Below are 25,821 nucleotides of genomic sequence, written 5' to 3'. Positions count from 1 at the left end.
CCCCGCCAATGGATCGTTCCCACGCTCTGCGTGGGCAATGCATCCCGTGACGCTCTGCGTCACCTTCCAGAAAGCGGAACGCGAGGAACGATCGTTCACCTGATCAAGCTCCACTGTAGGGACGGTCGTTGTTACCGATGCAAGATCACCTGCGCGATTTCCTCCAACCCCATCACCCGTTGCGCCGCATTGAGTTTGATCGCTTCCTTGGGCATGCCGAAGACCACGCAACTGGCTTCGTCCTGGGCCACGGTGCTGGCGCCGGCGTCGAGCATTTCCTTCAGGCCACGGGCGCCGTCGTCGCCCATGCCGGTCATGATGATGCCGGTGGCGTTGCGGCCGGCGAATTTGGCGACTGAGCGAAACAATACATCCACCGAAGGGCGATGGCGGTTGACCAGCGGGCCGTCCACCACTTGCACGTGATAGAACGCGCCGCTGCGGGTCACCATCATGTGTTTGCCACCTGGGGCGATGAGCGCCAGGCCCGGGTGGATGCGGTCGTTGTTACGGGCTTCGCGCACTTCGATCTGGCACAGGCTGTTGAGCCGGGCGGCGAACGAGGCGGTGAACTTCTCCGGCATGTGCTGGACGATGACGATGCCCGGGCATACCCGTGGCAGGGCGGTGAGCACCGCTTCCAGGGCCTGGGTGCCGCCGGTGGAGGTACCCAGGGCGACGATGCGTTCGGTGGTCTGCGCCATGGCATGGCCGTTGGCGGCGGGCAGCATGGCGTCGGCGTTTAGTTTGATCGCCGGCGCGAGCGCCGTCGCTGCGGGACGCTTGCCGAGGTTGCGCACGTTGACCTGGGCGGCGGCACGGATCGCCGACACCAATTCGGGCGCCGACTCCAACAGAAAATTCTTCAGCCCGGTGGTGGGCTTGGTGATGATTTCCACCGCGCCGGCAGCCATCGCCTGCAACGTCGTTTCCGCGCCCCGGGGCGTCAGCGACGAACATATCACCACCGGCGTGGGGCGTTCGCTCATGATTTTCTTCAGGAAGGTGATGCCGTCCATGCGCGGCATTTCCACGTCCAGCACGATCACGTCGGGCCACTCCTTGGCCAGTTTATCCATGGCGAAAATCGGGTCGGACGCCGCGCCCATGACGTGGATGTCCGGTGTCTCGCTGAGAATCGCCAATAGCACTTGGCGAACCACGGCAGAGTCATCCACCAGCAGTACATTGATCTTTTTTGACATGGTCAGTGCCGGGTCCTTATGGGTTGGTGCCTGACCCACACATCGCCGCTGCGCAGGTCGAAGATGATGCTGCGGTGGCCGGTGCTGCCCATGTCCTGGGCGATCAGGTCGAGGCGATAGAGGGCGGCCATTTCCAGCGCGGCGTTGACGTTCAGTCGCGCCACATCGCCGTAGGGCACATGGCGTTGCAGCTCGGGGAACATCTCCCCGCCGCCGAACAGCTTGAGTTGGTAGTCCTCGGGGTCGGTGCGGTGCGCCCGGGCCTGACGGATGAACAGTTCGATGGCTTCGTCGGCGTAGAGGCCGTTCAGTGCGGTGGAGCAACGCACTCGACTGGGCAGCATGAAGTGGCACATGGCGCCGATCCTGCGTTCGGGGTGCCACAGCGTGATCGCCACGCAAGAGCCGAGAATCGTGCGCAGGCGGGTCGGGCAGGTGGCGAAGCGAAACTCCCCTGGCGCCAGGTACTCCTCGGCCACTGCTCTGATGGCGGCGTTCATGGTTTGCGGTAAATCGAGGGCGCCACCAGTTTCAACGCATCGGACACACCGTTGAGACTCTCCGAGTGGCTGACGATGAAATACCCGCCGGGCTTGAGCCGGGGGATCAAGCGGGCGACCACTTTGCTTTTGGTCGGTTGGTCGAAATAGATCATGACGTTGCGCAGGAAGATCACATCGAACTCCCCCAGCTCCGGCAAGGTGTCGTTGAGGTTGACCTGGATGAAGTTGACCCGGTTGCGCAACGCCCGATCGATGAGGAACGTGCCTTGCTGGCTGCCGGTGCCCTTGAGGCAGTATTTCACCAGCAGCGACTGGGGCAGGGTGCGGGCGCGTTCCATCGGGTAATGCCCGGAGCGTGCCTTGGCCAGCACCTGGCTGCTGATGTCCGAACCGATCACTTCCCAGGGCGTGGTGCCCAGCCCTTCGGCCAGGGTCATGGCCAGGCTATAGGGTTCTTCCCCGGAAGAGCTGGCCGCGCTCCACAGGCGGAAGGTCTTGCCCGGCGTTGCGTGGGGCAGTACGTGTTGGCGCAGGAAATCGAAATGCTTGGGCTCGCGGAAAAAGTAGGTTTCGTTGGTCGTCAGCAGGTCCAGCGCCACTTGTAATTCATCGGTGCGCTGACCGTTCATGATCAGCTTGAAATACTCGCCGTAGCTGTCCAGCCCATAGTGCTTGAGGCGTTTGAACAGGCGCCCGGCCACCAGGGCTTTCTTGGCCTCGGACAGGCTGATGCCGGCGGCCTGGTACAGCCAGGACTGGAACTGGCCAAACTCTCGGTCACTGAGCACCAGCGCGTTCGCGGGGCGTTCCTTGCAGGTGTCGGTGTTCACGGGGCATCCACTTCCAGCGCGTTCGGGCTGGCTTCGGCGAGTTGGGACATTTCGTCGATGGACAACACGCGGTCCACCTCCAGTACGATGACGAACTTGCCATCGACCTTGGCCATGCCGCTGATGAAATCGGCCCGGATCTTCGCGCCGAAGCTCGGTGGCGGCTCGATCTGCGAGGCCGGGATTTCCAGCACCGCCGACACCGTGTCCACCAGCAGGCCAATGTCCTGGGCCTGGCCGTCGGCGCTGGACGCCTCGATGATCACCACGCACGAGCGCCGGCTGATCGCCGAATTCGGCCGGCCGAAACGGGCCGACAGGTCGACGACCGGCACGACCGCGCCCCGCAGGTTGATCACCCCGCGCACGAAGGTCGGCATCATCGGCACCACGGTCAGGTTGCCGTATTCGATGATTTCCTTGATGCACAGGATGCCGATGGCGAACATCTCCGTGCCGAGCATAAACGTCAGGTATTGCGCTTCTTCCTCGACCGCGAGGGCGGTTTGACGTGTGGTCGCGATGGCGCCCATTGCTTTTTCTCCTTTAAGCAAGCCAGTGGAACCGGGCCATCAGAACCGAGTGAATTCCGATTCGTCCGGAGCGCTGGCCATGTTGTAGGCAAACGCCTTGGGCATGATCGGTGCCGGTGCCCGCGTCGGTTTGCGGCCGGAGGAGCCTGGGGTGTTGTCGACCCTGGCAACTTGCACAGCAGACTTGGGCGGTGTGTCCAGGGTGAAGAAGCTCATGGCCTGTTGCAGCTGTTCGGCCTGGCTGCTCATTTCCTCGGCGGTGGCGGCCAGCTCTTCGCTGCTGGAGGCGTTCTGCTGGGTCACCTGGTTGAGCTGGGTCATGGCGGTGTTGATCTGCGCCACACCGGCGGCCTGTTCTTCGGAGGCGGCGCTGATTTCCTGCACCAGGTCCGAGGTCTTGTTGATCGAGGGGACCATCTCGTTGAGCAGGTTCCCAGCCTTTTCCGCCATATCGACGCTGCTGGAGGACAGCTCGCCGATTTCCTGGGCGGCCACCTGGCTGCGTTCGGCCAGTTTGCGCACTTCGGCGGCGACCACGGCGAAGCCTTTGCCGTGTTCACCGGCGCGGGCTGCCTCGATGGCGGCGTTGAGCGCCAGCAGGTTGGTCTGGTAGGCGATGTCGTCGATGATGCTGATGCGCTGGGCGATTTTCTTCATCGCCACCACGGTCTGCTGCACCGATTCGCCGCCGTCGGTGGCTTCCTTGGCGGCTTTGCTGGCCATGCCATCGGTGACCTTGGCGTTCTCGGTGTTCTGGTTGATGCTGGCGCTCATCTGCTCGATGGACGCACTGGTTTCCTCGACACTGGCCGCCTGCTCGCTGGTGGCCTGGCTCATCGATTGCGCGGTGGCGCTGACTTCTTCCGAGGCGCTGGCCAGGTTGTCCGCGGCGTTACGCACTTCGCCAATGATGTGCGAGAGCTTGCCGATCATGTTCTGCATGGCGTTGAGCACCATGCCGGTTTCGTCTTTGGAGCCGCCTTCGATTTTTGCGTTCAGGTTGCCTTCGGCCAATTGCTCGGCGACGGTCGCGGCCTGTTTCAAGGGGCGGGAGATGATGCGCGAGATGAACAGCGCCAGGCCCAGGCCCGCCAGCAGGGCGGCAATCAGCGCGACGATGATCGACAGGCGCGATTTTTCAAACAGCGCTGCGCCACGCTCGCTGGCGGCGCCAGCGCCGGCGTCATTGAGTTCCACCAGTTTTTGCAGGTCGTTGACCACCAGATCGAATTGACGCTTGGATTCGCCCTTGAGCAGTGCGTGGGCTTGCTCGGTCAGGTTTTGCCGAGACAGTGCAAGCAGGTCCTTGCTGACGGCGAGGTACGCGACCCAGTCATTGCGGGTGGTTTCGAACAGCTGGCGATCTTCCGTGCTGGAGAGCAGCTTTTCATAGGTCGCCATGCGGGTTTCAAAACCCTTCCTGGCTTCTTCCGCTTCTTGTTCGACGACGAGGCGTTCCTGCTCGGAATCGGCGGTAATGTGGCGGTTTTCCTTGAGGCGATAGTTTGCCCCGTAGAAACGCATGCCCGAGGCCGCACGCATGGACGGCATCCAGTTTTCCCGGATATCGACGGTGGTGCTGTTCACCTCGCCCAGTTGGATGATCGCGAACACCCCCATGACGGCGGTGAGGGCCAGCACCACAAGAAATGAAGTGATCAGTTTGGTGGCGATTCTAAGATCGTAGAACCATTTCATTGGGAAGTACCTCTCCATGGAATTGCTAAAGCGTCAGCGAGCGTTGGCTTGTTGTAATTGAGTCGGGGTGTAGCGGTTTTCTGTCTGGGCGATCTGGATGAGCAGCGCCGGTACGTCGAGAATCAACGCCACGGCGCCACTGCCCAGGATGGTCGAGCCACTGATGCCGCGAAGGGCGCCAAACAGCTTGCCCAGCGGTTTGATCACGGTCTGGAATTCACCCAGCAAGTCATCCACCACCAACCCGGCCTTGAGTTCGGCGTAGCGCACCACCACCACGTTCTGCCGACGCGCGGCCGGACCTTCGTGGCTGAAGTGATCGCGCAGGTAGACCAGCGGCAGCACCTCGCCGCGCAGGTCGAGGTAGCCTTGCTCGCGGCTGGCGAGCCCATCGTCTTCGCTCAACTCGATGCATTCCTGAACCATGTCCAGCGGTATGACATAGGTCGACTGACCGATGCCCACCAGGAAGCCGTTGATGATCGCCAGGGTCAGCGGCAGGCGGATGCGCACCACGGTGCCCTTGCCGGGCTGGCTGTCCAGGTCGACGGTGCCGCGCAGCAGTGTGATGTTGCGCTTGACCACATCCATGCCCACGCCACGCCCCGAAAGGTTGGTCACGGCCTGGGCGGTGGAAAAGCCGGGTTCGAAAATCAGGTTGTAGATTTCCTGGTCGGTGGGGCTGGCACCCGGTTGCACCAGGCCGCGTTCCTGGGCTTTTTCCAGGATCCGGTCACGGTTCAGGCCAGCGCCATCGTCGGCGATTTCCAGCACGATGCTGCCGGAGTCGTGATACGCGTTGAGGTGCAAATGCCCCTTGGCCGGTTTGCCGGCCGCCAGCCGGGCCTCGGCGGTTTCAATGCCGTGGTCCATGGCGTTGCGCAGCAGGTGCATGAGCGGGTCGCCGATTTTTTCCACCACGGTCTTGTCCAGCTCGGTCTCCGCGCCGCTGATGATCAGGTCGATGTCCTTGCCCAGTTCCTGGCTGACATCGCGCACCACCCGACGGAAGCGGTTGAAGGTTTCGCCAATGGGGATCATGCGCAGGCGCAGGGCGCCGTCGAGGATTTCTTCCACCAGCCCGGAGACCGACGAGGTGGCTTCCTGCAACGGGTCGTTGTGGCAGGTGCGGGCCAGCAGGCTGGCGCCGGCGCTGGCTATGACCAGTTCGCCCACCAGGTTGATCAACTCGTCGAGCTTGTCGGCGTTGACCCGTACGTAGGTGCCGTCCTTGGCCTTGCTGTCGCTGGTCACCGCTTGTTTGTCGGTGGCGATCTGGGCGGGCATGCGCGGCGTCTTGCGCTGGTCGGACAGCAACTCGCCGGTGGCGACCAGCGCGGTGGTTTCCTCGGCCGGTTCCGGTGATGTGGTCACCAGGCCGGTGTTGGTCGGGGGCGCGATGTCGTCATCCTGGGCAACGATCTCGATCTCGCAGTCTTCCCGGACGAAATCGAACACTTCGTTGATCGCCCCGTGGCTGGCGGCCGAGCGAAACGCGATGTCGAAGCCCAGGTAGCAGGACTCGGCGTCCCAGGCATCGGCGGCGGGCAGGGCGTCGGTCAGGGTGGTGAGGTCGACGATTTCACCCAGGGTTTGCAGGTAGCGCAGGAACGACAGCGGGTCCATGCCATTGCGGAACACGTCCTGGCCGAAACGCAGGGAAAGGTGCCAGAGGCGCGTTTCGCCGGGTTCGCGGGTTTCGGTTTCCTGCGCCGGCGTTGGGGCCGCGGCCGGCGAGGGCGCCTGGTATTCCTGCAGAATCTGGCACAGCTCCACTTCCCGTTGCAGGGCCGGCGGCGGCAGCGATCCGCCCTGGTTGGCGGCTACGTTGATCAGTTCCAGCATGTGGTCACTGGACTTGAGCAACACCGCAATCAGGCCGGCGTCCACCTCGACGCTGCCGTTGCGCAGGCGGTCGAGCACGTCTTCGACGATGTGGGTGAAGCTGACGATCGGTTCCAGGCCGAACAGGCCGGCCGAACCCTTGATCGTGTGGGCCGCCCGGAAGATCGCGCCGATGGCGTCATCGTCGCCGGGGTCGGTTTCCAGTTGCAGCAGCGACTCTTCCATCGCCTGCAACTGTTCCCGTGCCTCGACGATGAAGGTCTGTTGTGCCTGATCCAGATTGATGCTCACGCTCATTTCCTTTGTCGTGTCCAACGTCCTAGGCAACCAGGTTGCACAGGGCAAGTGTCTCCGTGACGGCCTGGCTTTGGCCGGTGAGGGTCAATTGGGTCCCGGCCCGGGAGGCCTCGCGCTGCACCATCAGCAGCAGTTGCAGGCCGGCGCCGTCCATCTCGGTGATCTGCGACAGATCAAGGGCCATTCGTGGCGTTGCCCCCAGGTGCGGCAGCCACTGCGCGGCCAGCTCGGCCGCGGTGTAGATCGTCAGCTCGCCGTCGATGTGCACCTGGGTGGTGTCATCCTGTGTTTCGTGGTGCAGCGGCATGGGAGCCTCCGACTATCAAGGAAGAATCAGCTTGGATACCGCCGCCAGCATCTGCGCCGGCTGGAACGGCTTGACCACCCAGGCCTTGGCCCCGGCGGCCTGGCCTTCCTGTTTCTTCGATTCCTGGGATTCGGTGGTGAGCATGATGATCGGCGTGAACTTGTAGCTGGCCAGCTTCTTGACCTCCTTGACGAAGGTGATGCCGTCCATGTTGGGCATGTTCACGTCACTGATGATCAGGTGCACTTTCTGGCCGTTGAGCTTGCCCAGCGCGTCCTTGCCATCGCTGGCTTCGATCACGTCATAGCCGGCACTTTTCAACGCGATGCCGACCACCTGCCGAACGCTCGCGGAGTCGTCGACAACCAATACACTTTTAGCCATGAGCGGCTCTCCTAAAAGAAGGTAATTTCCTGTGAACTCTGTTGCGCGCTCGAGTCGCCGTGGTGATTGCGGCGTTGCTCGTCGGTGGCGTAGGTGGTTTCCATGCGCGCCAGCCATTGGCGGGCATCGATGGAGACGGCCTGGTCGGGCGACTGACTGGCCTGCTGCAGATGCACATGCAGGTCCTCCATGTTGTCGCGCACGTGGCTGAGGATCTGGCTGACTCGATCCTGGAACTGCAGGCTGACCAGCACCTCGGTGAGTTCATCGCGAATGCCGAAGCTTTCCCGTTGCAGCATGTCGGCCGAGTCGGCCAGTCGGCCGGTGACACTCTTGAAGCGCTCCAGCACCTGCTGGATGCTTTGCTCGGAGGCACTGACCGAATGGCTGTCCTGGTCCGCGCCGCTGGAAGCGGCATGCACCAGTTGGGTGATGGCGGTGTTGATGATGTCGACCTTGGCCGACATCTGCTGGCCGGTCTCGCTGGACTTGCTCGAGAGGCTGCGCACGGCGTCGGCCACCACCGCAAACCCACGCCCGGCCTCGCCGGCACGGGCGGCTTCGATGGCGGCGTTGAGGGCCAGCAGATTGGTCTGCGCGGCAATCGCCGCGACGTCGGCGGCCATGGTCCGCAGCTCGCCGGTATAGGCCGTCAGGTTGCGTACCTGGGCCAGGGTTTCGTCGCGGCTGGCCTGGGTGGCCTTCAGGGAATCGATGACCTTGACCAGTTCACCCTCGCTTTGGGCCAGCACTTGCATGGCGCCGCCACTGCTGCTGCCGGCCAGTTCACCAGCGGCCAGTTGCGAGGCTTGCACGGTGTCTTCCAGGCGTGACGAAATGCCGGTGAAGCGGCTGGTCAGGGAGACGATCGCGGTCTCGGTCTGCTGCCGGGAGCTTTCGACCTGCTTGGCCCAGATCGGCATGGCACCGAGGATGACGTCGTTGAGTTGTGCGTTGGTTTTATGGGCCAGGTGCTCGCTGCCTTGCTGGTCGTGGCGGGCCATGGCGGCGGCGAGGGCGCTGTCGAACTGCTGGCGTTGCGAACGCGCACCCCATACGCCAGCACCGACGCCCAAGACCACGATCGCCACACTCAAACCGATGTTTTGCCCACTCGCGCCATTGAGCGCCAGCACGCCAATGCTCGCGGCAATGGCCACCAGCACGGTACTCCAGAGAATGCGTGGTTGTGATTGGGTAAGGGAATGACCGTGAGAATACGACGTCATGGTTCGGTCCTTGAACAGTGTTGCTGACAGGTTATTTGCGAATAACTGGTTATCTGCAAAGCCGGCACGGTCTTGAGGACCAGTCGTCCGGTTTCGACAAAAATGATGGCGCGGTGATATCTAAGAATAGACGAGATTGGGAAATTGTCGAGATGGCCTGACCTGTGGAGATCCCCGGGCTAGGGCGCTTGCCCCCGGTGGACTGCGCTGTAGGAGCTGCCGAGCGAAGCGAGGCTGCGATCTTTCCAAGGCCCGTTGAATATCCAGTGGAAGATCAAAAGATCGCAGCCTTCGGCAGCTCCCACAGCGCAGTCAAGCGCCCTCGCCCCGAAAACGGACATCTTCTGAAACAGAATCCATGGATTGAGCTAAATTACCCCGCATCGGATTTTCGAACCTGCCATCAGAGTCCCCATGCCGACCCAGCCCCTCTGGAAAACCTATCTCCTGTTCCTGATCCCCATGGTCCTGTCCAACTTCCTGCAGTCCATGTCCGGCACGTTCAACAGCATCTACATCGGCCAGATGCTCGGCACCCAGGCATTGGCGTCGGTGTCGGGCATGTTTCCCATTGTATTTTTCTTTATCGCTTTGGTGATCGGCCTGGGCGCGGGGGCGGGGGTGTTGATCGGGCAGGCCTACGGGGCCGGCGAAACCGGCACAGTGAAGGCGATTGCCGGTTCGACCTTGTTGCTGGGGGCGATCATTGGCCTGGTGGCGGCGGTGCTTGGCAGTGTCTTTGCGCGGCAGGCGTTGCAAGGGCTGGGCACGCCGGCCGATGTGCTGGAGGACGCCGTTTCCTATGCCCGGGTCATGCTGTGGATCCTGCCGATGCTACTGGTATTCGTGCTGTTCACCCAACTGCTGCGCGGGGTGAGCGATACGGTGTCACCGATGTTGGCGCTGCTGGTGTCCACCAGTGTCGGGCTGCTGCTCACGCCAGCGTTGATTCGCGGCTGGCTGGGGTTGCCGCAGATGGGCATCCAGAGCGCGGCATGGGCGGGGCTGGCGGGGACGACATCGGCGATGCTGATGCTGGCATGGCGCCTGAGTCGCCGCGAGCATGCCTTGGCGCCGGACCGTGCATTGTTCGCGGCGATGCGCCTGGACCGGGACATCCTCGGCAAGGTCCTGCGAATCGGCCTGCCCACCGGGTTGCAGATGGTGGTGATCTCGTTGTCGGAGTTGGTGATCCTGGCGCTGGTCAATCGCCACGGCTCCCAGGCCACGGCGGCCTACGGCGCGGTGACGCAGATCGTCAACTACGTGCAGTTTCCGGCGCTGTCGATTGCCATCACTGCTTCGATCCTCGGCGCCCAGGCCATTGGTGCCGGCCGCCTGGAGCGCCTGGGGCCGATCCTGCGCACGGGGCTGGCATTCAACCTCTGGCTCACCGGTGGGCTGGTGCTCCTGGGCTATCTGTTGTCCCACTGGCTGCTGGGGCTGTTCATCACGGATCCGGCGGCGCGGGTCCAGGCCGAACACTTGCTGCATATCATGCTCTGGAGCTTGCTGGTGTTCGGTTTCCAGGCGATCGTCGGCGGCATCATGCGCGCCAGTGGCACGGTGCTGGTGCCGGTCGCCATCTCGATTTTCTGCATCGTCGCCGTGCAAGTGCCGGCCGCGTATCTGCTGGACGCGCACTTCGGGTTGCAAGGGGTGTGGATGGCGTTCCCGGTGGCTTACTTGAGCATGCTGTTGTTGCAGACGCTGTACTACAAGCTGGTCTGGCAGCATCAGCCGATTGAGCGGTTGGTGTAATCAACCCACCACCAAACCCTGTGGGAGCCTGGCGATGTTACAGTGGCCGTCACCCGCCACGCCGCCACCGAGGATCCGATGCCTGCCAGTCTTACCACCCACATCGCCTACCGCGCCTTCCTGTTCGACATGGACGGCACCTTGCTCACCTCCATCGCCGCCGCCGAGCGGATCTGGACCCGCTGGGCCCTGCGCCACGGCGTGGATGTGGCGACGTTCCTGCCGACGATCCACGGCATGCGCGCCGTCGACACCATCGCTCGCCAGCATCTGCCAGGGGTGGATGCCCAGGCCGAGGCCGAGCGGATCACCCGCGAGGAAATCGAAGACGTGGAAGGCGTGGAGCCAGTGAAGGGGGCGGCTGCGTTTCTGCATAGCCTGCCGCCAGAGCGATGGGCAATCGTCACCTCGGCGCCGATGGCATTGGCCTTGCGGCGTATGGAAGCGGCGGGGATCCCGAGCCCGGCAGTGATGGTCACCGCCGAGGACGTGAGCGACGGCAAGCCCAACCCCGCCTGCTATCGACTGGCGGCCGAACGCCTGCAGGTGACGCCCCGGGAGTGTCTGGTGTTTGAAGACGCCGAGGCCGGTATTCGGGCAGGCGAGGCCGCCGGGGCCGATGTGATGGTGGTGACGGCAACGCACACGCACCCCGTGGTTACCCTTCATCCGCAGATCAAGGATTACCGCAGCCTGGGTGTCGAGGTGGGTGCGGGCGGGTTGATGCGGTTGACTCCGATTTTGTGACCACAGCAAACCCCCTGTGGGAGCGGGCTTGCTCGCGAATGCGGTGTATCAGCCAACATCAATATCCACTGATCTGACGCCTTCGCGAGCAAGCCCGCTCCCACACCGGCGCTGGGGCGTTGTGGTCAGGTCACCACGCGATAACACGGCACATACGCCGCGCCGCCCGGCAGTTTCATGCGGTGCTGGGCGACGAAGGCCTGGAGCAGGCGGTCGAGAGGTTCCATGATGGCGGCGTCGCCGTGGATCTCGTAAGGACCGTGCTCTTCGATCAGGCGGATGCCCTTGTCCTTGACGTTACCGGCCACGATCCCCGAGAACGCCCGGCGCAGGTTGGCGGCCAGTTCGTGGGCGGGCAGGTCGCGGCTCAGGCCCAGGCTGGCCATGTTGGCGTGGGTCGGGTCGAACGGGCGCTGGAAGCCTTCGTCGATCTTCAGCAGCCAGTTGAAGTGGAAGGCGTCGTTGCGCTCGCGGCGGAACTGCTTGACCTCCTTGAGCCCCTGGGTCATCTGCCGAGCCACTTCGGCCGGGTCGTCGATGATGATCTGGTAGTGCTTCTGCGCGGCCTCGCCCAAGGTTGCACCGACAAACGCATGCAACTGGTCGAGGTACGGCGCGGCGCTTTTCGGCCCTGTGAGCACGACGGGGAAGGGCAGGTCCTGGTTGGCCGGGTGCATCAGGATGCCCAGCAGGTACAGGAACTCTTCCGCCGTACCGGCACCGCCCGGGAAGATGATGATGCCATGGCCGACGCGCACGAAGGCTTCCAGGCGTTTTTCGATGTCCGGCAGGATCACCAGCTCATTGACGATCGGGTTCGGCGCTTCGGCGGCGATGATCCCCGGCTCCGTCAGGCCCAGGTAGCGACCGCCATGGATGCGCTGCTTGGCGTGGGCGATGGTGGCGCCTTTCATCGGGCCTTTCATCACCCCCGGGCCGCAGCCGGTGCAGATGTCCAGGCTGCGCAGGCCCAGTTCGTGGCCGACTTTCTTGGTGTATTTGTATTCTTCGGTGTTGATCGAGTGACCGCCCCAGCACACGACGATTTTCGGCTCCACGCCAGGGCGCAGGGTGCGGGCGTTGCGCAGCAGGTGGAACACGTAGTCGCTGATGCCTTGGGACGAGCTGAGGTCGATGCGCTGGCTGTCCAGTTCGTTCTCGGTGTAGACGATGTCGCGCAGGGCACTGAAGAGCATTTCCCGGGTGCTGGCGATCATTTCGCCGTCGACGAACGCATCGGCTGGCGCGTTCAGCAGCTCCAGGCGTACGCCCCGGTCCTGCTGGTGAATGCGGATCTCGAAGTCCTTGTAGGCTTCCAGGATGGTCTTGGCGTTATCGACATGGGCGCCGGTATTGAGGATGGCCAGGGCGCACTGGCGAAAGAGGGTGTAGATACTGCCGGAGCCGGCTTCGCTCAGTTGCTGGACTTCGCGCTGGGACAAGGTCTCCAGGCTGCCCTTGGGGCTTACCGAGGCGTTGATTACATGTCTTTGAGTCATTCAGCTTTCCTTGAAAACGATGCCATGCACACAACGACGGCATCTTGAAAAAAAACGTCCACGCCGAAAGATCGCACGATCCTTGCGCTATCGCCATGGACTTCGATCCGGGCCCGGCGAGTCGGCGGCCATACAAAATGAGCCCCAGCATAGCTAAATCGACCGGGCAGGCGATAATGCGTGACTCTTTTGATGCCGTACAAGGAAATTGCGCCGCGATGTTCGAGATCAAACCGTGGGATGGCGACACCTACCGCAGGCAGACCCGCCGCAGCACCCTGATCATCGCGGTGGTGTTCCTGGCCCTGGCGATGCTGTTGTCCAGCCTGGCCGTGATGCTGTTGGGTACGCCGGGAGGTGATAACTTTCGCTTCAACCTCGGCGGGGTGATTGTCGCGGTGTTGGCGATGGCTGTGCTGATGCGCCGGTATTTCTGGTCGCAGCCGTGGATGGCCGCCGCGGTATACGGCTGGCAGCTCAAGCGCAGCCTGATGAAAATCACCAACGTGATGCACCAAGTGAAGGCCGGTGTGCAGGCCCAGGACCCCACCGCCATGAAGCTGCTGCGCTTTTATCACCTGGGACTGGCCCAGATGCATCAGCTGGACGCCAACTCCAGTGCCCAGGGCTCCCTCACGCGTGAAGCCGACGCGCACCTGGCGAACATGCAGGCGCTGGGCCTGGACACCGAACAGTCGCGCCTGGACCCAAGCTGGATCGAGACGGTGAAGCAGGCGTACAACGCCGGTTGAGCGGTCAGAGAGTGCCGATGCGGTCCAGCTCGGCTTTCAGGGCCTGGGCGTCCAGTTGGTCGAAGGGCAGGGCGAAGAAGGCTCGGCAGCGGGTTTCGATACGATCCAGGGCGGCATGGAAGGCTTGGCCGATCTGATCATCGCTGCCTCTGACGGTCGATGGATCGACCAGGCCCCAGTGGGCCTTGATGGCCGGACCGAAGTACACCGGGCAAGCATCGCGAGCGGCGCTGTCGCACACAGTGATGACGATGTCCGGCGGGCTGCCCTCGAACGCGTCGTTACCCTTGCTGCGCAAGCCTTTTACGCTGATACCGGCTTCTTGCAAGGTGCTCAGGGTGCGCGGGAGCACGTGGCCCTTGGGGAAACTGCCGGCGCTGATGGCCTGGAATCCGGCCGGGGCCAGATGGTTGAACATCGCTTCGCTGAGAATGCTGCGGCAACTGTTGGCTGTGCACATGAAGAGGACTTTCATTGATCGGCTCCGATAAGCGCAAGGTTGGGCTGAGCCGGAGTATATGCGGACAATCGAATATATGGAATTTCGTATTTGTAGCGAGGGCGAGAGCGGACAGCGCCGGGGCGCAGTACCTCTGCGCCCCAACGATTTGGGTGGTTACGATTTTCTGCCGCCTCCTTGGCTGCGTTCGCTACCTTTGTTACCGGCTCCCATGCCTTTTTGCCGGTCGTTGGCAACGTTGCCGCCCGACGCCTGTCCGCCTTTCTTGCCGGCTTCGGATGCTTTTTCACGATCATTGGCGAAGTTGCCTGGGTTTTTGTTTCCGCTACTGGCCATTTCGATAATCCTCATTGTTTGAGCGAGCAACGTGCCTCGCATTATTTGTGAAAGAAAATGGCCGAGTGAAGTTTAAAAAAAACCGCTTGCTGGCGACGAGTGGTCAGCCGCCGGTTGGCTTCCCTTCAGTCCTCGCCGCCGCTGACTTTCCAATGCTTGGCGTCCGTTGGAAAAACCACCTGCTCGACCCGGTGCGCGATGCCAAAGGCCAGGGAGTTTTCCGCTGGGATCACCCGTTCCTCGGCACACAGGCACTTGAAGATATCCAGTTGAGTGGCAGCGCCGGCGGTTTCCTTGACGTAGATCTCCACATACCGCGCCACGTCGTTGTCAAGGCTGGAGAGGTATTCGCGCAAGCGGGAATGGTCCACCGATTTCTGGCCGAAGTACCAGTTCATCGGGTGGATCAGAAAGCGCGAGTGGGGTGTGGTGGTGCGGTCGCTGGCGGCGAGAAACATGACGATGCCCATCGACTCGATGTTGCCGGCGTTTACGGCTCGCACCGGAACGGGAAGGGACTTGATGAAGGTATAGAGCGTAAAACCGAAGTTGGTGCTGCCGCCGACGGTGGAGAGGTTGAGCATCAGCGAGTCGGCGCCTTTTTCAAGGGCTTCCAGGCAATTGTCCCGGAAGCGTTCCGTGGTGCCCTGATCGATCTGGCAATGGAAATGGACAATGTGTTCGGACATCTGCAACTCCTGTCGATTTCACCCTTTGAAGTACCTGCGGATCGGCTGTGCCGTACAGTTGGGAGTTCGCAGGCCTTCGGATGTTCCTCATCTCCGGTTGGGCGCGGACGGCCCCATCCACGTCCCTTTCCTGTTCAGCACGCTTGGGCCGCTTCGGCCATGCGCTGCAAAAATATCGCCAGTGCGGCGTCCTCTTCGCTGAGGCCTTTGCGCAGGCGGGGCTTGGGTAATTGCCTCAGGGCACCGAGCAAAAAAGCCTCCACCACCGCAGGATGAATGTAGCACTTGCGACAGACGGTCGGCGTGTTGCCCAGTTGCCGGGCAACCTGCCTGACCATCTCGACGACATGTTTTTTCGCCTCGCTCTCGGTTTCCCAGGACAGCATCCGCAGCCCGGCCAGCGCCGCGGCGCTGCCGGCCCAGGTACGGTAATCCTTGGCAGTGAAATCGGCACCGGTGAGGGACTTGAGGTAGGCGTTGACATCCGAAGAACTGACGGAGTGACGCTCACCGTTCTCGTCCAGGTACTGGAAGAGGTTTTGTCCGGGGATCTCCTGGCAGCGCTTGATGATCCGCGCCAGGCGCCGGTCCTTCACGGTGATCTGGTGCTCGATGCCGCTTTTGCCGCGGAACTGGAAGGCGATAGCGCTGCCGTTGACTTCGACATGCTTGTTGCGCAGGGTCGTCAAGCCATAGGAGCGATTGTCGCGAGCGTATTGGGTGTTGCCCACTCGGATCAGGGTGAGGTCGAGCAGGGTGATAACGGTGGCCATGACCTTGTCGCGGCTGAACCCGGGTTTGGCCAGGATGTCCTCCAGGCGTTTGCGCAAGCGCGGCAGGGCACGTCCGAATTCCAGCATCCGCGAATACTTGTCCGCATCGCGCACCTCACGCCAGCGCGCGTGGTAGCGGTACTGCTTGCGCCCGCGGGCATCGCGCCCGGTGGCCTGGAGATGACCTCGGGGGTCGGTGCAGATCCAGACATCGGTATAGGCCGGCGGCACCGCCAGGGCATTGATACGCTGGATCTCGGCCGCGTCGGTGATGCGCTGGCCCTGCGGGTCGAAATAACAGAACTTGCCACGCAATTTCTTGCGGGTGATGCCGGGGGCGGTGTCGTCGACGTAATGCAGGTCGGCCGGCAGTGCATCCGGCGGCAGGGTGTCGGGCATGAAGAAAGTCCTTGGCAGCGAATCCGGTGGCCTGTGATCGATTGACCGCAGCCCGTTGCGGTCGTGCCAAGATTCTGCGGCTGCCCGCAACCCTTGTGGGAGCGAGCTTGCTCGCGATAGCGGTGAATCAGCTTGCATCAATGTTGGATGTGTCGCCGTCATCGCGAGCAAGCTCGCTCCCACAAGGGAACTACGCCAACACTGCCACCGCCTTGATCTGCGCCCATAACACCAGCCCCGGCTGCAGTTTCAACTGGTCGCGGGAATAGCGGGTGATGCGTGCCAGCAGCGGCGTGCCGGCGGCCTCCAGGCGGACCAGCACATGGGCGGCGTTGTCGGCGGCCTGTTCGCCGACCACGGTGACCGGCAGGCGATTGAGGATGCTGGTCTGGGCATCGTTCGCCAGGCTGAGGCTGACGTCCCGGGCCTGGACCTTGAAGCGCAGCGGCTGGCCGAGGGCCAGGGACGTGTGGGCCACGCGTACGTTCAGTTGACTGTCGGGCAGGTTCAGGGTCAGCAATTGGTACGCCGGGTCATAGCCGCTGACCTTGCCTTCGATCACCACCCCGGCGTCATCCCCCAGGGCCAATGGCAGGTCGAGCCGGGCCAGGGTTTCGCCGAGGGGGCCGCTGGCCTGCGCGCGGCCAGCGTCGAGCAGCACGATGTGATCGGCCAGGCGCGCCACTTCGTCCTGGGAATGGCTGACATACAGCACCGGGATGTCCAGCTCATCGTGGAGTCGTTGCAGATAAGGCAGGATTTCGTTTTTGCGCCGGGTATCCAGGGCCGCCAGCGGCTCATCCATCAGCAGCAGCCGCGGGCTGGTGAGCAAGGCTCGGGCGATGCCCACCCGTTGGCGCTCGCCGCCGGAGAGGTTGTGCGGTTGGCGATCGAGCAAGTGCCCGATACCCAGCAGATCGGTGGCCTGGTCCATGTCCACCCGCCGTTGCGCCGGCGCGATGCGCTTGAGGCCGAACGCCAGGTTGGCCCGCACCGACAGATGGGCGAACAGGCTCGCCTCCTGGAACACATACCCCACCGGCCGCTTGTGGGGCGGCACGAACACGCCGTGCGCGCTGTCCTGCCACACTTGGCCGTTGACCTCGATAAAGCCCCGGGCCGGCCGCTCCAACCCGGCAATGCAGCGCAGGCAGGTGGTCTTGCCGGAGCCGGAAGGCCCATACAGGGCCGTCACGCCACGGCCCGGCAGTTGCACATCCAGGTCCAGGGAAAAAGCCCCGTGGTCGAGTTGCAAGCGCGCGTTGATCATCGATCAGCTCCAACCGGCACGGGTTCGGCGGCTGGAGTACAGCACCAGCAGTACCAGGAAAGAAAACACCAGCATCGCCGCCGCCAGCCAGTGGGCCTGGGCATATTCCAGGGCTTCGACATGGTCGTAGATCTGCACCGACACCACCCGGGTTTTCTCCGGGATGTTGCCGCCGATCATCAGCACCACGCCGAATTCGCCGACGGTGTGGGCGAAACCCAGAATCGCCGCGGTGATGAAACCGGGACGGGCCAGGGGCAGGATGACGCTGAAAAACGTATCCCAGGGCCCGGCTCGCAGCGTGGCGGCAACTTCCAGGGGACGACTGCCGATGGCAGCGAAGGCGTTTTGCAACGGTTGCACCACAAACGGCATGGAATAGATCACCGAGCCGATCACCAGCCCGGTAAAGCTGAAGGTGAGGGTGCCCAGCCCGAGGGCTTGGGTGAGTTGGCCGATCCAGCCGTTCGGCCCCAATGCCAGCAGCAGGTAAAAGCCAATCACCGTGGGCGGCAGCACCAACGGCAACGCCACCACCGCCCCCACCGGCCCGCGCAACCAGGAGCGCGTGCGTGATAGCCACAGCGCGATGGGCGTGCCGATGAGCAGCAGGATCACCGTGGTCAAGGACGCCAGTTTCAGGGTCAGCCAGATGGCGGCGTAGTCGGCGCTGGTCAGGGGCATTTAGCGTTGGTAACCGTAGGCTTGGATGATGGCGGCGGCTTTCGGGCCCTTGAGGTAATCCACCAGGGCTACGGCGGCGGGGTTGTCCCGGCCCTTGGTGAGGATCACCGCGTCTTGTTTGATCGGGTCATGCAGTTCAGCCGGGACGATCCACGCCGAGCCGCTCGTCACTTTGCCGTCCTTGTACACCTGGGACAAGGCGACGAAGCCCAATTCAGCGTTACCGGTGGAGACGAACTGGTAGGCCTGGGTGATGTTCTGGCCTTCGACGAGCTTGCTTTTGACCTGCTCGGTCAAGCCCAGCTTGTCCAGCACCTGGGTCGCGGCCAAGCCATAGGGTGCGGTTTTCGGGTTGGCGATGGACAGGTGTTGGAAATCGTTGCGCTTGAGGACCTGGCCCTGGTTGTCGACATAACCGTCCTTGGCCGACCACAGCGCCAGGGTGCCGACCGCGTAGGTGAAGCGCGAGCCCTTGACGGTGTCGCCTTCGCTTTCCAGCCTGGCCGGGGTGGTGTCGTCGGCGGCGAGGAAAACCTCGAAGGGCGCGCCGTTCTTGATCTGCGTGTAGAACTGCCCGGTGGCACCGTACGCCGCTACCAGTTTATGCCCGGTGTCTTTTTCGAAATCGGCGGCAATGGCCTGGATCGGTGCGGTGAAATTGGCGGCGACCGCCACCTGCACCTCGGCGGCCTGGACGGTGCCAATACTCAGGAACGGGATCAACAGCAACGGCGCGAAGCGGGTGAGGTGCATAGGTGAGGCTCCGAGGGCAGGTTCGCTATATACAGAAATATATAGCGAATGGCCGACAAACGGAACGTGACATTTTGCCTGGGCAACAAGTGGGCGAGGGCTGGCCCCATCGCGAGCAAGCTCGCTCCCACAGGGGGCGGAGGTGATTGCGAGATTTATGTTCACCTCGCAACCCTGTGGTTCAAGCTTGCTCCCACAGGTCCGGTGGTGTGTCCAGATTTGCCGGTTGCCCCTATCTCTGTGGGAGCGAGCTTGCTCGCGATGGCGGCCTGACAGGCGATGACGACTGTCAGGACCGCCCCCAGTTGTCGAATCGGGCCAACGCCTCTTCAGCCAACCGCCGGGTCAGTTCGGCGCTCGACAGCTCGCGGCCCAGGGGAAACGCCTGGCCGGCCCAGAGGTTGCTGAAGTCCGCTTCGCCCTTGGCGCGCAACGGCATCAACGCGCCGCCCGCCAAGGGGAATGCCGGCGCGAGCGGGCTCATCGGCCCCACTTCGCGCATCACCCGGTTGACGATGCCCCGGGCCGGGCGCCCGGTGAACAGGTTGGTGACGGCGGTCTGGCTTTCCTTGGCCGTGCGCAACGCCCGATGATGGGACGCGCTGATTTTCGCTTCGGGGGTGAACAGGTAGGCGCTGCCCAGTTGCACCGCCGAGGCGCCCAGGGCGAATGCCGCGACAATTCCGCGGGCATCGCCAATGCCGCCGGTGGCGATCACCGGTACCTTCACCGCATCCACTACCTGCGGCAGCAAGGCAAACAGACCGACCTGGGTGTTGAGGTCGTCGCTGAGGAACATCCCGCGATGCCCCCCGGCCTCATAGCCCATGGCGATGATCGCGTCGCAACCGTGCTGTTCGAGCCAGATGGCTTCCTCGACGGTGGTGGCCGACGAAAGAATTTTCGCCCCGGTGGCCTTTACCCGGTCCAGCAAGGATTTTTCCGGCAGGCCAAAGTGGAAACTGACCACCTTGGGACGCATCTCCTCCAACACCCGGCAGGCGGCATCATCGAAGGGGGTGCGGTTGGACACCGGGGTCGGTGCGTCGAAGTCGACGCCCAGTTCCTGATAGTACGGCTTGAGCCGTTGCTTCCAGGTTTCGGCCCGCTGTTCGTCGAAGGCCGGGGGCTGGTGACAGAAAAAATTCACGTTGAACGGCTTGTCGGTTTGCTCGCCGATGGTCGTCAGCGCCTGGCGCAGTTGTTCGACATCGAGCATCGCCGCCGGCATCGAACCCAGCCCGCCGGCATTGCAGGTCGCGACCACCATGGCCGGCCCGGTCACCCCGGCCAGCGGCCCCTGAATGATGGGCAGCTCGATACCGAGCAGGTCAAGAATGCGAGTGTCTGGCCACTGGCTCATGGGCGGGATCTCCGACGGCAGAAGGAAACAGCGTTTTTAGCAGGTGTGGGTCGGCGAGGGCCAGTCGAGTTTTTCAATCGTGCGCCGCAACTTGATCCCGACGGCGGGAGGGTTACCATGCGGGCTTCAGTTATCAAGGAGCCTGACCCATGGACGTGAAACTCAAGACCGTCGAACCCTTCACCGTGGCCGGTTTGCAGGTGCGTACCCGCAACACCGACGAGCAGCAGCCCGACACGGCCAGGATCGGCCCGATGTGGCAGCGGTTCTTCACCGAAGGGCTGTTCGACACGATCCCGGCCAGGCAGTCGGAGTCGTTCGTCTACGGGGTGTATTCCAATTACGAGTCCGACGCCACCGGCCACTTCGACGTGACGGCCGGGGTGCAGGTGGATGCGACCAGCGCAGGCTACCCCGCCGTGGACATCGAGGGCGGGGATTACCTGGTGTTTTCGGCCAAAGGGCCGATGCCCGATTGCGTAGTCCAGACCTGGGGCCTGATCTGGGCCTACTTCGCCGATAACCCACAGACGCTGCGCCGCTTCACCACCGATTTCGAGGTCTACGGCAGCCCCGACTCGGTGGCGATCTACATCGGCGTTCAGTCCCCGGCCGAGCGCTCCAGCGCCAGCAACTGACGCTTGCGCTCCACGCCCCAGCGATAGCCCGACAGGTTGCCGTCGCTGCGCACCACCCGGTGGCAAGGGATCGCCACCGCCAGGCTGTTGGCGCCGCAGGCCTGGGCCACGGCGCGCACGGCCTTGGGCATGCCGATGCGCTGGGCGATCTCGGCATAGCTGGCGGTGCTGCCTGCGGGAATGTCCCGCAAGGCTTGCCAGACCCGCTCCTGGAAGGCGGTGCCGCGCAGGTCCAGGGGCAGGTCCAAGCCTAGGGCCGGTGCTTCGATGAAGCCCACCACCTGGGCGATCAATTGCTCGAACTCGCGGTCGGCGCCAATGAGGTTGGCCCGGCGGAATTTGTCCTGCAGGTCCCGCACCAGCGCGTCGGGGTCGTCTCCCAGCAGGATCGCGCACACGCCACGCTCGCTTTGCGCCACCAGGATCGCCCCGAGGGAGCATTGGCCGACGGCGAAACGGATGTCGGTGTTCTGCCCGGCGGCGCGGTAGTCCGTAGGCTTCATGCCCAACACTTTGTCGGCGGCTTCATAGAAGCGGCTGTTGGAGTTGAAACCGGCGTCGTACAGCGCCTCGGTGATCGTGCCGCCATCGGCCAGGCGTTCGCGCACCTTGCGTGAACGATGGGCGGCGGCGTAACCCTTGGGCGTCAGGCCGGTGACAGCCTTGAAGACCCGATGAAAATGGAAGGGGCTCAAGCCGGCGCTTGCTGCCAGTTCATTCAGGCCTGGCAGTTGCTCGGCCGCCTCGATTTGCCGGCAGGCCGCCGCGACGCGGGCCGCTTGTTGGGCGGCGATCTGGGTCTGGTCCCGGGCCACGCGCTTGCTGGGCCGGTAGCCGGCGGCCTGGGCCTGTTCCGGCGTGTCGAAGAATTCGACGTTGCGCGGGTTGGGCAGGCGCGACAGGCTGCTGGGGTGGCAATAGATGCCGGTGGTTTTCACGCCATAGACGAATTGCCCATCGGCGCGTGGATCCCGGGCGAGCACGGCGGCCCAGCGGGGATCCAGTTCAGGGGCAAGATTGTTTGAAGTGCTGTTCATGGTCGTTATTCCATTGGCCCGTTTTGCCTACAGTAGCGAGCCATCCAAGTGACGACACTCCGGGTCTTGCGGTTGAATTCTGTACTTTCATCCGGCGGTGCGAAACGTCAGGTTGATCCGCTGGGTGCCCAGGCGCGGGTGTTGTCCTTCCTTGAGCGGCAGCACGCCGTGGTAACGCAACCGGTCCACGCCGCCCCAGACCACGATGTCACCATGGAGCAACGGGATGCGCAGGCTCTTGTCGCTGCGCTCGAAGCCGCCGAACTGGAACACCGCTGGCAAGCCCAGGGAGATCGAGACGATGGGCGCGGCGAGGGAGCGTTCGTCCTTGTCCTGGTGCAGCGACATCCGCGCGCCGGGCACGTAGCGGTTGATCAGGCAGCTGTCGGGTTCGAAATGCTCGAACTGCGCCTGCCGGGCGGCGGCCTGGGCCAATTCGCGAAACACCGCCGGCATGTCGGGCCAGGGGTGGCCGGTCTGCGGGTCATGGGCGGTGTAGCGATAGCCGCTGCGGTCGGTGGTCCAGCCCAGCGCGCCACAACTGCTCAAGGCCACCGACATGGTAAAGCCGCCGGGCGTGACCATCTGCCGGAACGGCGCAGCCTGCAGGACGCTTTCCAACGTCGGCAGCAAACGGTCGAGCCAGGGCAAGGCGAACCCACGCAGTACGAAGGATTGTTGGCCAATCTGTTCGATCTGGCCGGACGTGGTGGGCGCCTGGTCGGCGAACAGGTCCAATGTGATCGGTGTGTCATTACTACTGCGCATCATGAAAAATGATTCCCAAGGTGTGCCGCCTGCCGCTGTGCACGCGGCTGACGCCATGGCGCATGTTCACCCGATAGTAACCGCGAACGCCTTCGACCGGCCGCTGGTGCACGGCAAATACCACGGCGTCGCCCTGTTTCAGATCGATGACCTGGGGTCGCGACTGCATGCGCGGGCGCTGTTCAGTGAGGACAAACTCGCCGCCGGTAAAGTCCTGGCCCGGTTCCGACAACAGGATCGCGACCTGCAGCGGGAACACCTGCTCGCCGTACAGATCCTGGTGCAGGCAGTTGTAGTCCTGGGGGCCGTATTGCAGCAACAATGGCGTCGGGCGTTGCTGCCCGGCGGCATGGCAGCGCTGGATGAAATCGGCATGCCGGTCGGGATAGCGCACCTCGAGGCCCATGCACGCGTTCCAGCGGTTGGCCAGCGGTACCAGCAGCGGATACAACGACTGACGCAGTTGCTGGACGAGGTCAGGCAGCGGGTAACGAAAATACTGATACTCGCCGCGCCCGAATCCATGGCGGGCCATGATCACCCTCGAACGAAAAAGCCCGGGCTGGGCATACAAGCTGCTGAGTCTCTGGCATTGCCTGGCGGTGAGCAGGTTGCGCAGGACTGCGCTGCCGTCCTGCTCGAGGCTGCCCTCCACGGCAGACCAGTCAAGGTCGTCCATGGGCGGGATCAGCGAGGGGGCTTGCAGGGAAGTGGACATGAGCACAAACCTTAGTGGGAAGGATTGGTCAGTCTGGCGTGGGCTTCGTTGCGGGGCACTCCGGGACTTGCGGTCAATGTTTCATTCGGCGCGGAGGAGGGGAACGATCGGGTCGCGGGGACGGTGGAAGATCGTTCCTCACGCTCCGCGTGGGAATGCCGCCAGGGACGCTCCGCGTTCCGCTTCTGCAAGGTGACGCAGAGCGTCACGGGATGCATTACCACGCAGAGCGTGGGAACGATCAACGCCGACGAGGTGGTTACAGCGCTTTACTGACACTGACGTCGCTGATCACATCGTCGGTTTCGCCATGCAGCTTTTGCAACGCGGCCCGGGCTTCTTCCTCGGTGCCGGTTTCCAGCTGCGCGAATTCGAAGCGGCGTTCGCCATTGAGCTTGTACTTGATGACGTATTTGGTCGTCTGGGCCACGGTTTTGCCTTTCTTGAAAGGGCGATGCTCAGCTCAGTTTCGAGCTGGACCGCCGGATGATTTTGATCTTGTGGGTCAGGGTCGGCTTGCGCGTGACGCTGATTGCACGGCGGTTGACGGTGTCGATGGTGATGTTCCAGAAACCGGTGCTCGGCGCCGTGATCCTGGCCGGGAAAGTGTCGAACGCGCCACCGTGATAGGTGTGCCGGCCACCGTTCTTGAAGCTGCGGAAGTTGGCGTCGTTCATCAAACGGATGTTGCACATTTGGGAGCATTCGATGACGACAATGTCGTCTTCGTTCAGGTGCTCGCGCTGGTGAATGAATTTCATGGGCGCCTCCAGAAGGGCTTTTTCTACAAAATCAAAACGATAGCAAGGGGCAATGAGGCGCAGTTTATCAGCCTCGAGTGTTAATATCCGGCCCGCGCTCCAGGCTTTGTTCATTTATCGCAGGTAGCGGGAAAAAAAAGCGGTGCGGCACCGGAGCAAAACGGCGTCAGCACTGTCGGAGGATCTTTATTGGAGGAAACATATGAAGCGCAGCGTGTGGGTGTTGGCATTGGCCATGAGTGGATGTGCATCGGTATCGGACATCAACCAGACGCCTCCCACCATGAGCGTCATCTCCGGAAAGAAACCACACGAATATGCCAAGTGTGTTGCCGACAAGCTGGCCAGCAGCCGTGGCTCGCTGCAAATGGAGCCGCACAAGAACGGCGTGCGGCTGATCGTCCCCGGCAAATTGTCGACCCTGCCGGCGGCGGTGTTCGACATCGACGAGCGTTCCAGTGGCAGCAGCATCAAGCTGCACGAAAGCATGTCCAACGTGCCGGTGCGTCCGGGCGACGTGCAGGATGCGGCCAACGCCTGTATTTCCGGCTGAACACCGTCAGCGCCTGACGAGCGGGCGGCCATCGGATAGACTGGCGCCCTCGACAAAAAATGCCGCCACGGTCAACGTTGGCGGCATTGTCATTCATGGAGTCAGTCGATGAAACGCGAGCAGGTGCGCGAGCGCCATGCAGAAGGCCTTATTTATGCCACCCACGTGATTCAGAACCCGGCGAACCCGGGCGAATGGGTCGTGTTCTTCAAGAAAAGCGCAGGGCGCAGTTTTTTCCTGGTGGATGAGCAGGACGAAGTCGAGTCCTTCAGCCAACTCGATGACCTGATCGAGACCATACGCGGGCTGGGCATCAAGACCGCCGAGATTCACATCTAGTGTCCTGTATCGCCAATACTGGACACTCGCTTATTTACAGACCACCACGACACTGCGGCTGCTGAAGTTGCCGACGTCGACGCCCAGGGTCTTCTCGCTTTCCTTGGCCTGGGGCGTGCCGTCGGTGCCGACGATCCGGTAGCCGGTGCCGGCACAGGACGCATCGGCCTTTTCATAGCAAGTCGCCCAGGAATTGGCCTCGCCCGAGCAGTCGATGGCCAAGCCCTGCTCGCCATTATCGAGATAGGTTTTTTCGGCCGAGGCACAGCCCGCCAGGGCCAGGACTGTAAACAGCGCCAGAAGTGTCTTCATGAGATCGTCATCGAGGAGGGAAGGGCAACGGCGAGATTATAGCGAATGGCCATTGCGGTACAGCTAAACCAGCCTCGTTCGATGCCCGGGTGGCATCTACTGGAGGCCGGTCTGGTTATTTCTTGCGGCGGGGGCTGCGTGCGGGGGCGCTTTCGCGCTCTTTCGTCGCGGGGGCAGCGCGTTCGTCCTGGAATACCGCAGCCACTTCCACTGCCATGGCCTTGCTGGGCAAGGGACCGGCGACCTGCTCGCCGTGGTAGTTGATAATCCACCACTGGCCGTCCTTGCCCTGGCTGACCGAATAACCGTTTGCGTTTCTTGCCGACATCTAACTGCCTCAATTGGCGTGATCAAGGACGCCATGATACGTCAAATGCT

Annotated in this window: 31 protein-coding genes; 6 read left to right on the top strand and 25 right to left on the bottom strand. The window is 62.9% G+C overall.

All coding sequences use genetic code 11. The features are described from left to right. Nucleotides 1-131: 131 nt before the first annotated feature. From BM317_RS27450 to BM317_RS27410, 9 genes are read right to left on the bottom strand one after another with little or no spacing between them, the layout of a single operon-like run. A complete protein-coding gene (locus BM317_RS27450) occupies nt 132-1,205 on the bottom strand; it encodes a protein-glutamate methylesterase/protein-glutamine glutaminase (RefSeq protein ID WP_092167292.1) in 1,074 nt (357 codons plus the stop codon). 2 nt (nt 1,206-1,207) lie between these two features. Next, nucleotides 1,208-1,705: a chemoreceptor glutamine deamidase CheD gene (cheD, locus tag BM317_RS27445; RefSeq protein WP_092167294.1), complete on the bottom strand. Its 498-nt coding sequence runs from the start codon at nt 1,703-1,705 to the stop codon at nt 1,208-1,210. After that, complete coding sequence (locus BM317_RS27440) at nt 1,702-2,538, bottom strand: CheR family methyltransferase (RefSeq protein ID WP_256574274.1); 837 nt, start codon at nt 2,536-2,538, stop codon at nt 1,702-1,704. Before BM317_RS27440 ends, cheD begins: the two co-directional genes overlap by 4 nt. Further along, a complete protein-coding gene (locus tag BM317_RS27435) occupies nt 2,535-3,071 on the bottom strand; it encodes a chemotaxis protein CheW (protein ID WP_060741651.1) in 537 nt (178 codons plus the stop codon). Before BM317_RS27435 ends, BM317_RS27440 begins: the two co-directional genes overlap by 4 nt. A gap of 39 nt (nt 3,072-3,110) precedes the next feature. Then, the gene (locus BM317_RS27430) at nt 3,111-4,769 is read right to left on the bottom strand and encodes a methyl-accepting chemotaxis protein (RefSeq protein ID WP_092167296.1); all 1,659 of its coding nucleotides are present in this window, start codon (nt 4,767-4,769) and stop codon (nt 3,111-3,113) included. Nucleotides 4,770-4,802: 33 nt separating this feature from the next. Next, nucleotides 4,803-6,905 (bottom strand): chemotaxis protein CheA, encoded by a 2,103-nt coding sequence (locus BM317_RS27425; protein WP_092167333.1) that lies wholly within the window; start codon nt 6,903-6,905, stop codon nt 4,803-4,805. 28 nt (nt 6,906-6,933) lie between these two features. Continuing rightward, on the bottom strand, nt 6,934-7,218 hold the full coding sequence (locus BM317_RS27420; RefSeq protein ID WP_092167299.1) for an STAS domain-containing protein: 285 nt from the start codon (nt 7,216-7,218) through the stop codon (nt 6,934-6,936). 15 nt (nt 7,219-7,233) lie between these two features. Continuing rightward, a complete protein-coding gene (locus BM317_RS27415) occupies nt 7,234-7,602 on the bottom strand; it encodes a response regulator (protein ID WP_003203044.1) in 369 nt (122 codons plus the stop codon). An 11-nt stretch (nt 7,603-7,613) separates the two neighbouring features. Further along, nucleotides 7,614-8,831 (bottom strand): methyl-accepting chemotaxis protein, encoded by a 1,218-nt coding sequence (locus BM317_RS27410; protein WP_092476952.1) that lies wholly within the window; start codon nt 8,829-8,831, stop codon nt 7,614-7,616. Between the two features lie 414 nt (nt 8,832-9,245). Between BM317_RS27410 and BM317_RS27405 the strand changes: the two genes are divergently transcribed. Both BM317_RS27405 and BM317_RS27400 read left to right on the top strand, forming a co-directional pair. Next, entirely contained in the window at nt 9,246-10,592 is a 1,347-nt protein-coding gene (locus BM317_RS27405) for an MATE family efflux transporter (RefSeq protein ID WP_092167304.1), read from the top strand. A 78-nt stretch (nt 10,593-10,670) separates the two neighbouring features. Beyond that, a complete protein-coding gene (locus BM317_RS27400) occupies nt 10,671-11,339 on the top strand; it encodes an HAD-IA family hydrolase (protein ID WP_092476954.1) in 669 nt (222 codons plus the stop codon). Between the two features lie 125 nt (nt 11,340-11,464). Here the strand turns inward: BM317_RS27400 and ppnN are convergent, their stop codons facing one another. Continuing rightward, nucleotides 11,465-12,838 carry a nucleotide 5'-monophosphate nucleosidase PpnN gene (gene ppnN, locus BM317_RS27395; RefSeq protein ID WP_025213122.1) on the bottom strand — a complete coding sequence of 458 codons (1,374 nt, stop codon included), beginning with the start codon at nt 12,836-12,838 and terminating at the stop codon, nt 11,465-11,467. A 218-nt stretch (nt 12,839-13,056) separates the two neighbouring features. On the opposite strand from ppnN, the gene BM317_RS27390 reads away from it, so the two are divergent. Further along, nucleotides 13,057-13,590: a DUF3087 family protein gene (locus BM317_RS27390; protein WP_092476951.1), complete on the top strand. Its 534-nt coding sequence runs from the start codon at nt 13,057-13,059 to the stop codon at nt 13,588-13,590. Between the two features lie 4 nt (nt 13,591-13,594). Here BM317_RS27390 and BM317_RS27385 read toward each other — a convergent pair whose 3' ends face one another. The 8 genes from BM317_RS27385 to BM317_RS27345 all read right to left on the bottom strand — a co-directional run bounded on the left by BM317_RS27385 (nt 13,595) and on the right by BM317_RS27345 (nt 20,317). Further along, entirely contained in the window at nt 13,595-14,065 is a 471-nt protein-coding gene (locus tag BM317_RS27385) for an arsenate reductase ArsC (protein ID WP_092167309.1), read from the bottom strand. Between the two features lie 141 nt (nt 14,066-14,206). Then, nucleotides 14,207-14,386, bottom strand: coding sequence for a con-10 family general stress protein (locus tag BM317_RS27380; protein WP_060741657.1), 180 nt, complete (start codon nt 14,384-14,386; stop codon nt 14,207-14,209). 125 nt (nt 14,387-14,511) lie between these two features. Then, complete coding sequence (locus BM317_RS27375; RefSeq protein WP_092167312.1) at nt 14,512-15,075, bottom strand: ATP-dependent Clp protease proteolytic subunit; 564 nt, start codon at nt 15,073-15,075, stop codon at nt 14,512-14,514. 134 nt (nt 15,076-15,209) lie between these two features. After that, nucleotides 15,210-16,247: a DNA topoisomerase IB gene (locus tag BM317_RS27370; protein ID WP_092167315.1), complete on the bottom strand. Its 1,038-nt coding sequence runs from the start codon at nt 16,245-16,247 to the stop codon at nt 15,210-15,212. A gap of 190 nt (nt 16,248-16,437) precedes the next feature. Next, nucleotides 16,438-17,517, bottom strand: a complete 1,080-nt coding sequence (gene modC, locus BM317_RS27365; RefSeq protein ID WP_092476949.1) for a molybdenum ABC transporter ATP-binding protein — start codon at nt 17,515-17,517, stop codon at nt 16,438-16,440. 3 nt (nt 17,518-17,520) lie between these two features. Continuing rightward, a complete protein-coding gene (gene modB / locus BM317_RS27360) occupies nt 17,521-18,201 on the bottom strand; it encodes a molybdate ABC transporter permease subunit (RefSeq protein ID WP_092167319.1) in 681 nt (226 codons plus the stop codon). Then, nucleotides 18,202-18,954: a molybdate ABC transporter substrate-binding protein gene (gene modA / locus BM317_RS27355; protein WP_092476948.1), complete on the bottom strand. Its 753-nt coding sequence runs from the start codon at nt 18,952-18,954 to the stop codon at nt 18,202-18,204. A gap of 289 nt (nt 18,955-19,243) precedes the next feature. After that, entirely contained in the window at nt 19,244-20,317 is a 1,074-nt protein-coding gene (locus BM317_RS27345; protein WP_092172055.1) for an NAD(P)H-dependent flavin oxidoreductase, read from the bottom strand. Nucleotides 20,318-20,466: 149 nt separating this feature from the next. On the opposite strand from BM317_RS27345, the gene BM317_RS27340 reads away from it, so the two are divergent. Beyond that, nucleotides 20,467-20,955 (top strand): GyrI-like domain-containing protein, encoded by a 489-nt coding sequence (locus tag BM317_RS27340; protein ID WP_060741664.1) that lies wholly within the window; start codon nt 20,467-20,469, stop codon nt 20,953-20,955. On the opposite strand, the gene ada is transcribed toward BM317_RS27340, so the two are convergent. The 5 genes from ada to BM317_RS27315 form a co-directional block, all read right to left on the bottom strand. Next, nucleotides 20,919-21,992: a bifunctional DNA-binding transcriptional regulator/O6-methylguanine-DNA methyltransferase Ada gene (gene ada, locus BM317_RS27335; RefSeq protein WP_092476944.1), complete on the bottom strand. Its 1,074-nt coding sequence runs from the start codon at nt 21,990-21,992 to the stop codon at nt 20,919-20,921. The two genes, BM317_RS27340 and ada, sit on opposite strands and share 37 nt — an antisense overlap. An 87-nt stretch (nt 21,993-22,079) precedes the next feature. Continuing rightward, nucleotides 22,080-22,763: a DNA oxidative demethylase AlkB gene (alkB, locus tag BM317_RS27330; protein WP_092476943.1), complete on the bottom strand. Its 684-nt coding sequence runs from the start codon at nt 22,761-22,763 to the stop codon at nt 22,080-22,082. After that, nucleotides 22,750-23,478, bottom strand: a complete 729-nt coding sequence (locus tag BM317_RS27325; protein WP_092476941.1) for a 2OG-Fe(II) oxygenase — start codon at nt 23,476-23,478, stop codon at nt 22,750-22,752. The genes alkB and BM317_RS27325 overlap by 14 nt, the downstream gene beginning before the upstream one ends. 259 nt (nt 23,479-23,737) lie before the next feature. Further along, entirely contained in the window at nt 23,738-23,908 is a 171-nt protein-coding gene (locus tag BM317_RS30780; RefSeq protein WP_092172049.1) for a hypothetical protein, read from the bottom strand. 28 nt (nt 23,909-23,936) lie between these two features. After that, nucleotides 23,937-24,239, bottom strand: coding sequence for a DUF1883 domain-containing protein (locus BM317_RS27315; RefSeq protein ID WP_003182962.1), 303 nt, complete (start codon nt 24,237-24,239; stop codon nt 23,937-23,939). 202 nt (nt 24,240-24,441) lie between these two features. Here BM317_RS27315 and BM317_RS27310 point away from each other — a divergent pair, with 202 nt between their 5' ends. Next, nucleotides 24,442-24,792, top strand: a complete 351-nt coding sequence (locus BM317_RS27310) for a hypothetical protein (RefSeq protein WP_053122953.1) — start codon at nt 24,442-24,444, stop codon at nt 24,790-24,792. Nucleotides 24,793-24,900: 108 nt separating this feature from the next. Further along, nucleotides 24,901-25,131 carry a hypothetical protein gene (locus tag BM317_RS27305; protein ID WP_072411518.1) on the top strand — a complete coding sequence of 77 codons (231 nt, stop codon included), beginning with the start codon at nt 24,901-24,903 and terminating at the stop codon, nt 25,129-25,131. Between the two features lie 30 nt (nt 25,132-25,161). Here BM317_RS27305 and BM317_RS27300 read toward each other — a convergent pair whose 3' ends face one another. Beyond that, nucleotides 25,162-25,443, bottom strand: a complete 282-nt coding sequence (locus BM317_RS27300; RefSeq protein WP_053122949.1) for a hypothetical protein — start codon at nt 25,441-25,443, stop codon at nt 25,162-25,164. A 115-nt stretch (nt 25,444-25,558) separates the two neighbouring features. Beyond that, nucleotides 25,559-25,771, bottom strand: coding sequence for a hypothetical protein (locus tag BM317_RS27295; RefSeq protein ID WP_060741669.1), 213 nt, complete (start codon nt 25,769-25,771; stop codon nt 25,559-25,561). Between the last annotated feature and the right edge of the window lie 50 nt (nt 25,772-25,821).

Source organism: Pseudomonas sp. NFACC24-1, assembly GCF_900115235.1.
Taxonomy (GTDB): domain Bacteria; phylum Pseudomonadota; class Gammaproteobacteria; order Pseudomonadales; family Pseudomonadaceae; genus Aquipseudomonas; species Aquipseudomonas fluorescens_AA.
The sequence above is the reverse complement of the archived record's forward strand: the minus strand, read 5'-3'. Positions and strand labels throughout refer to the sequence as shown.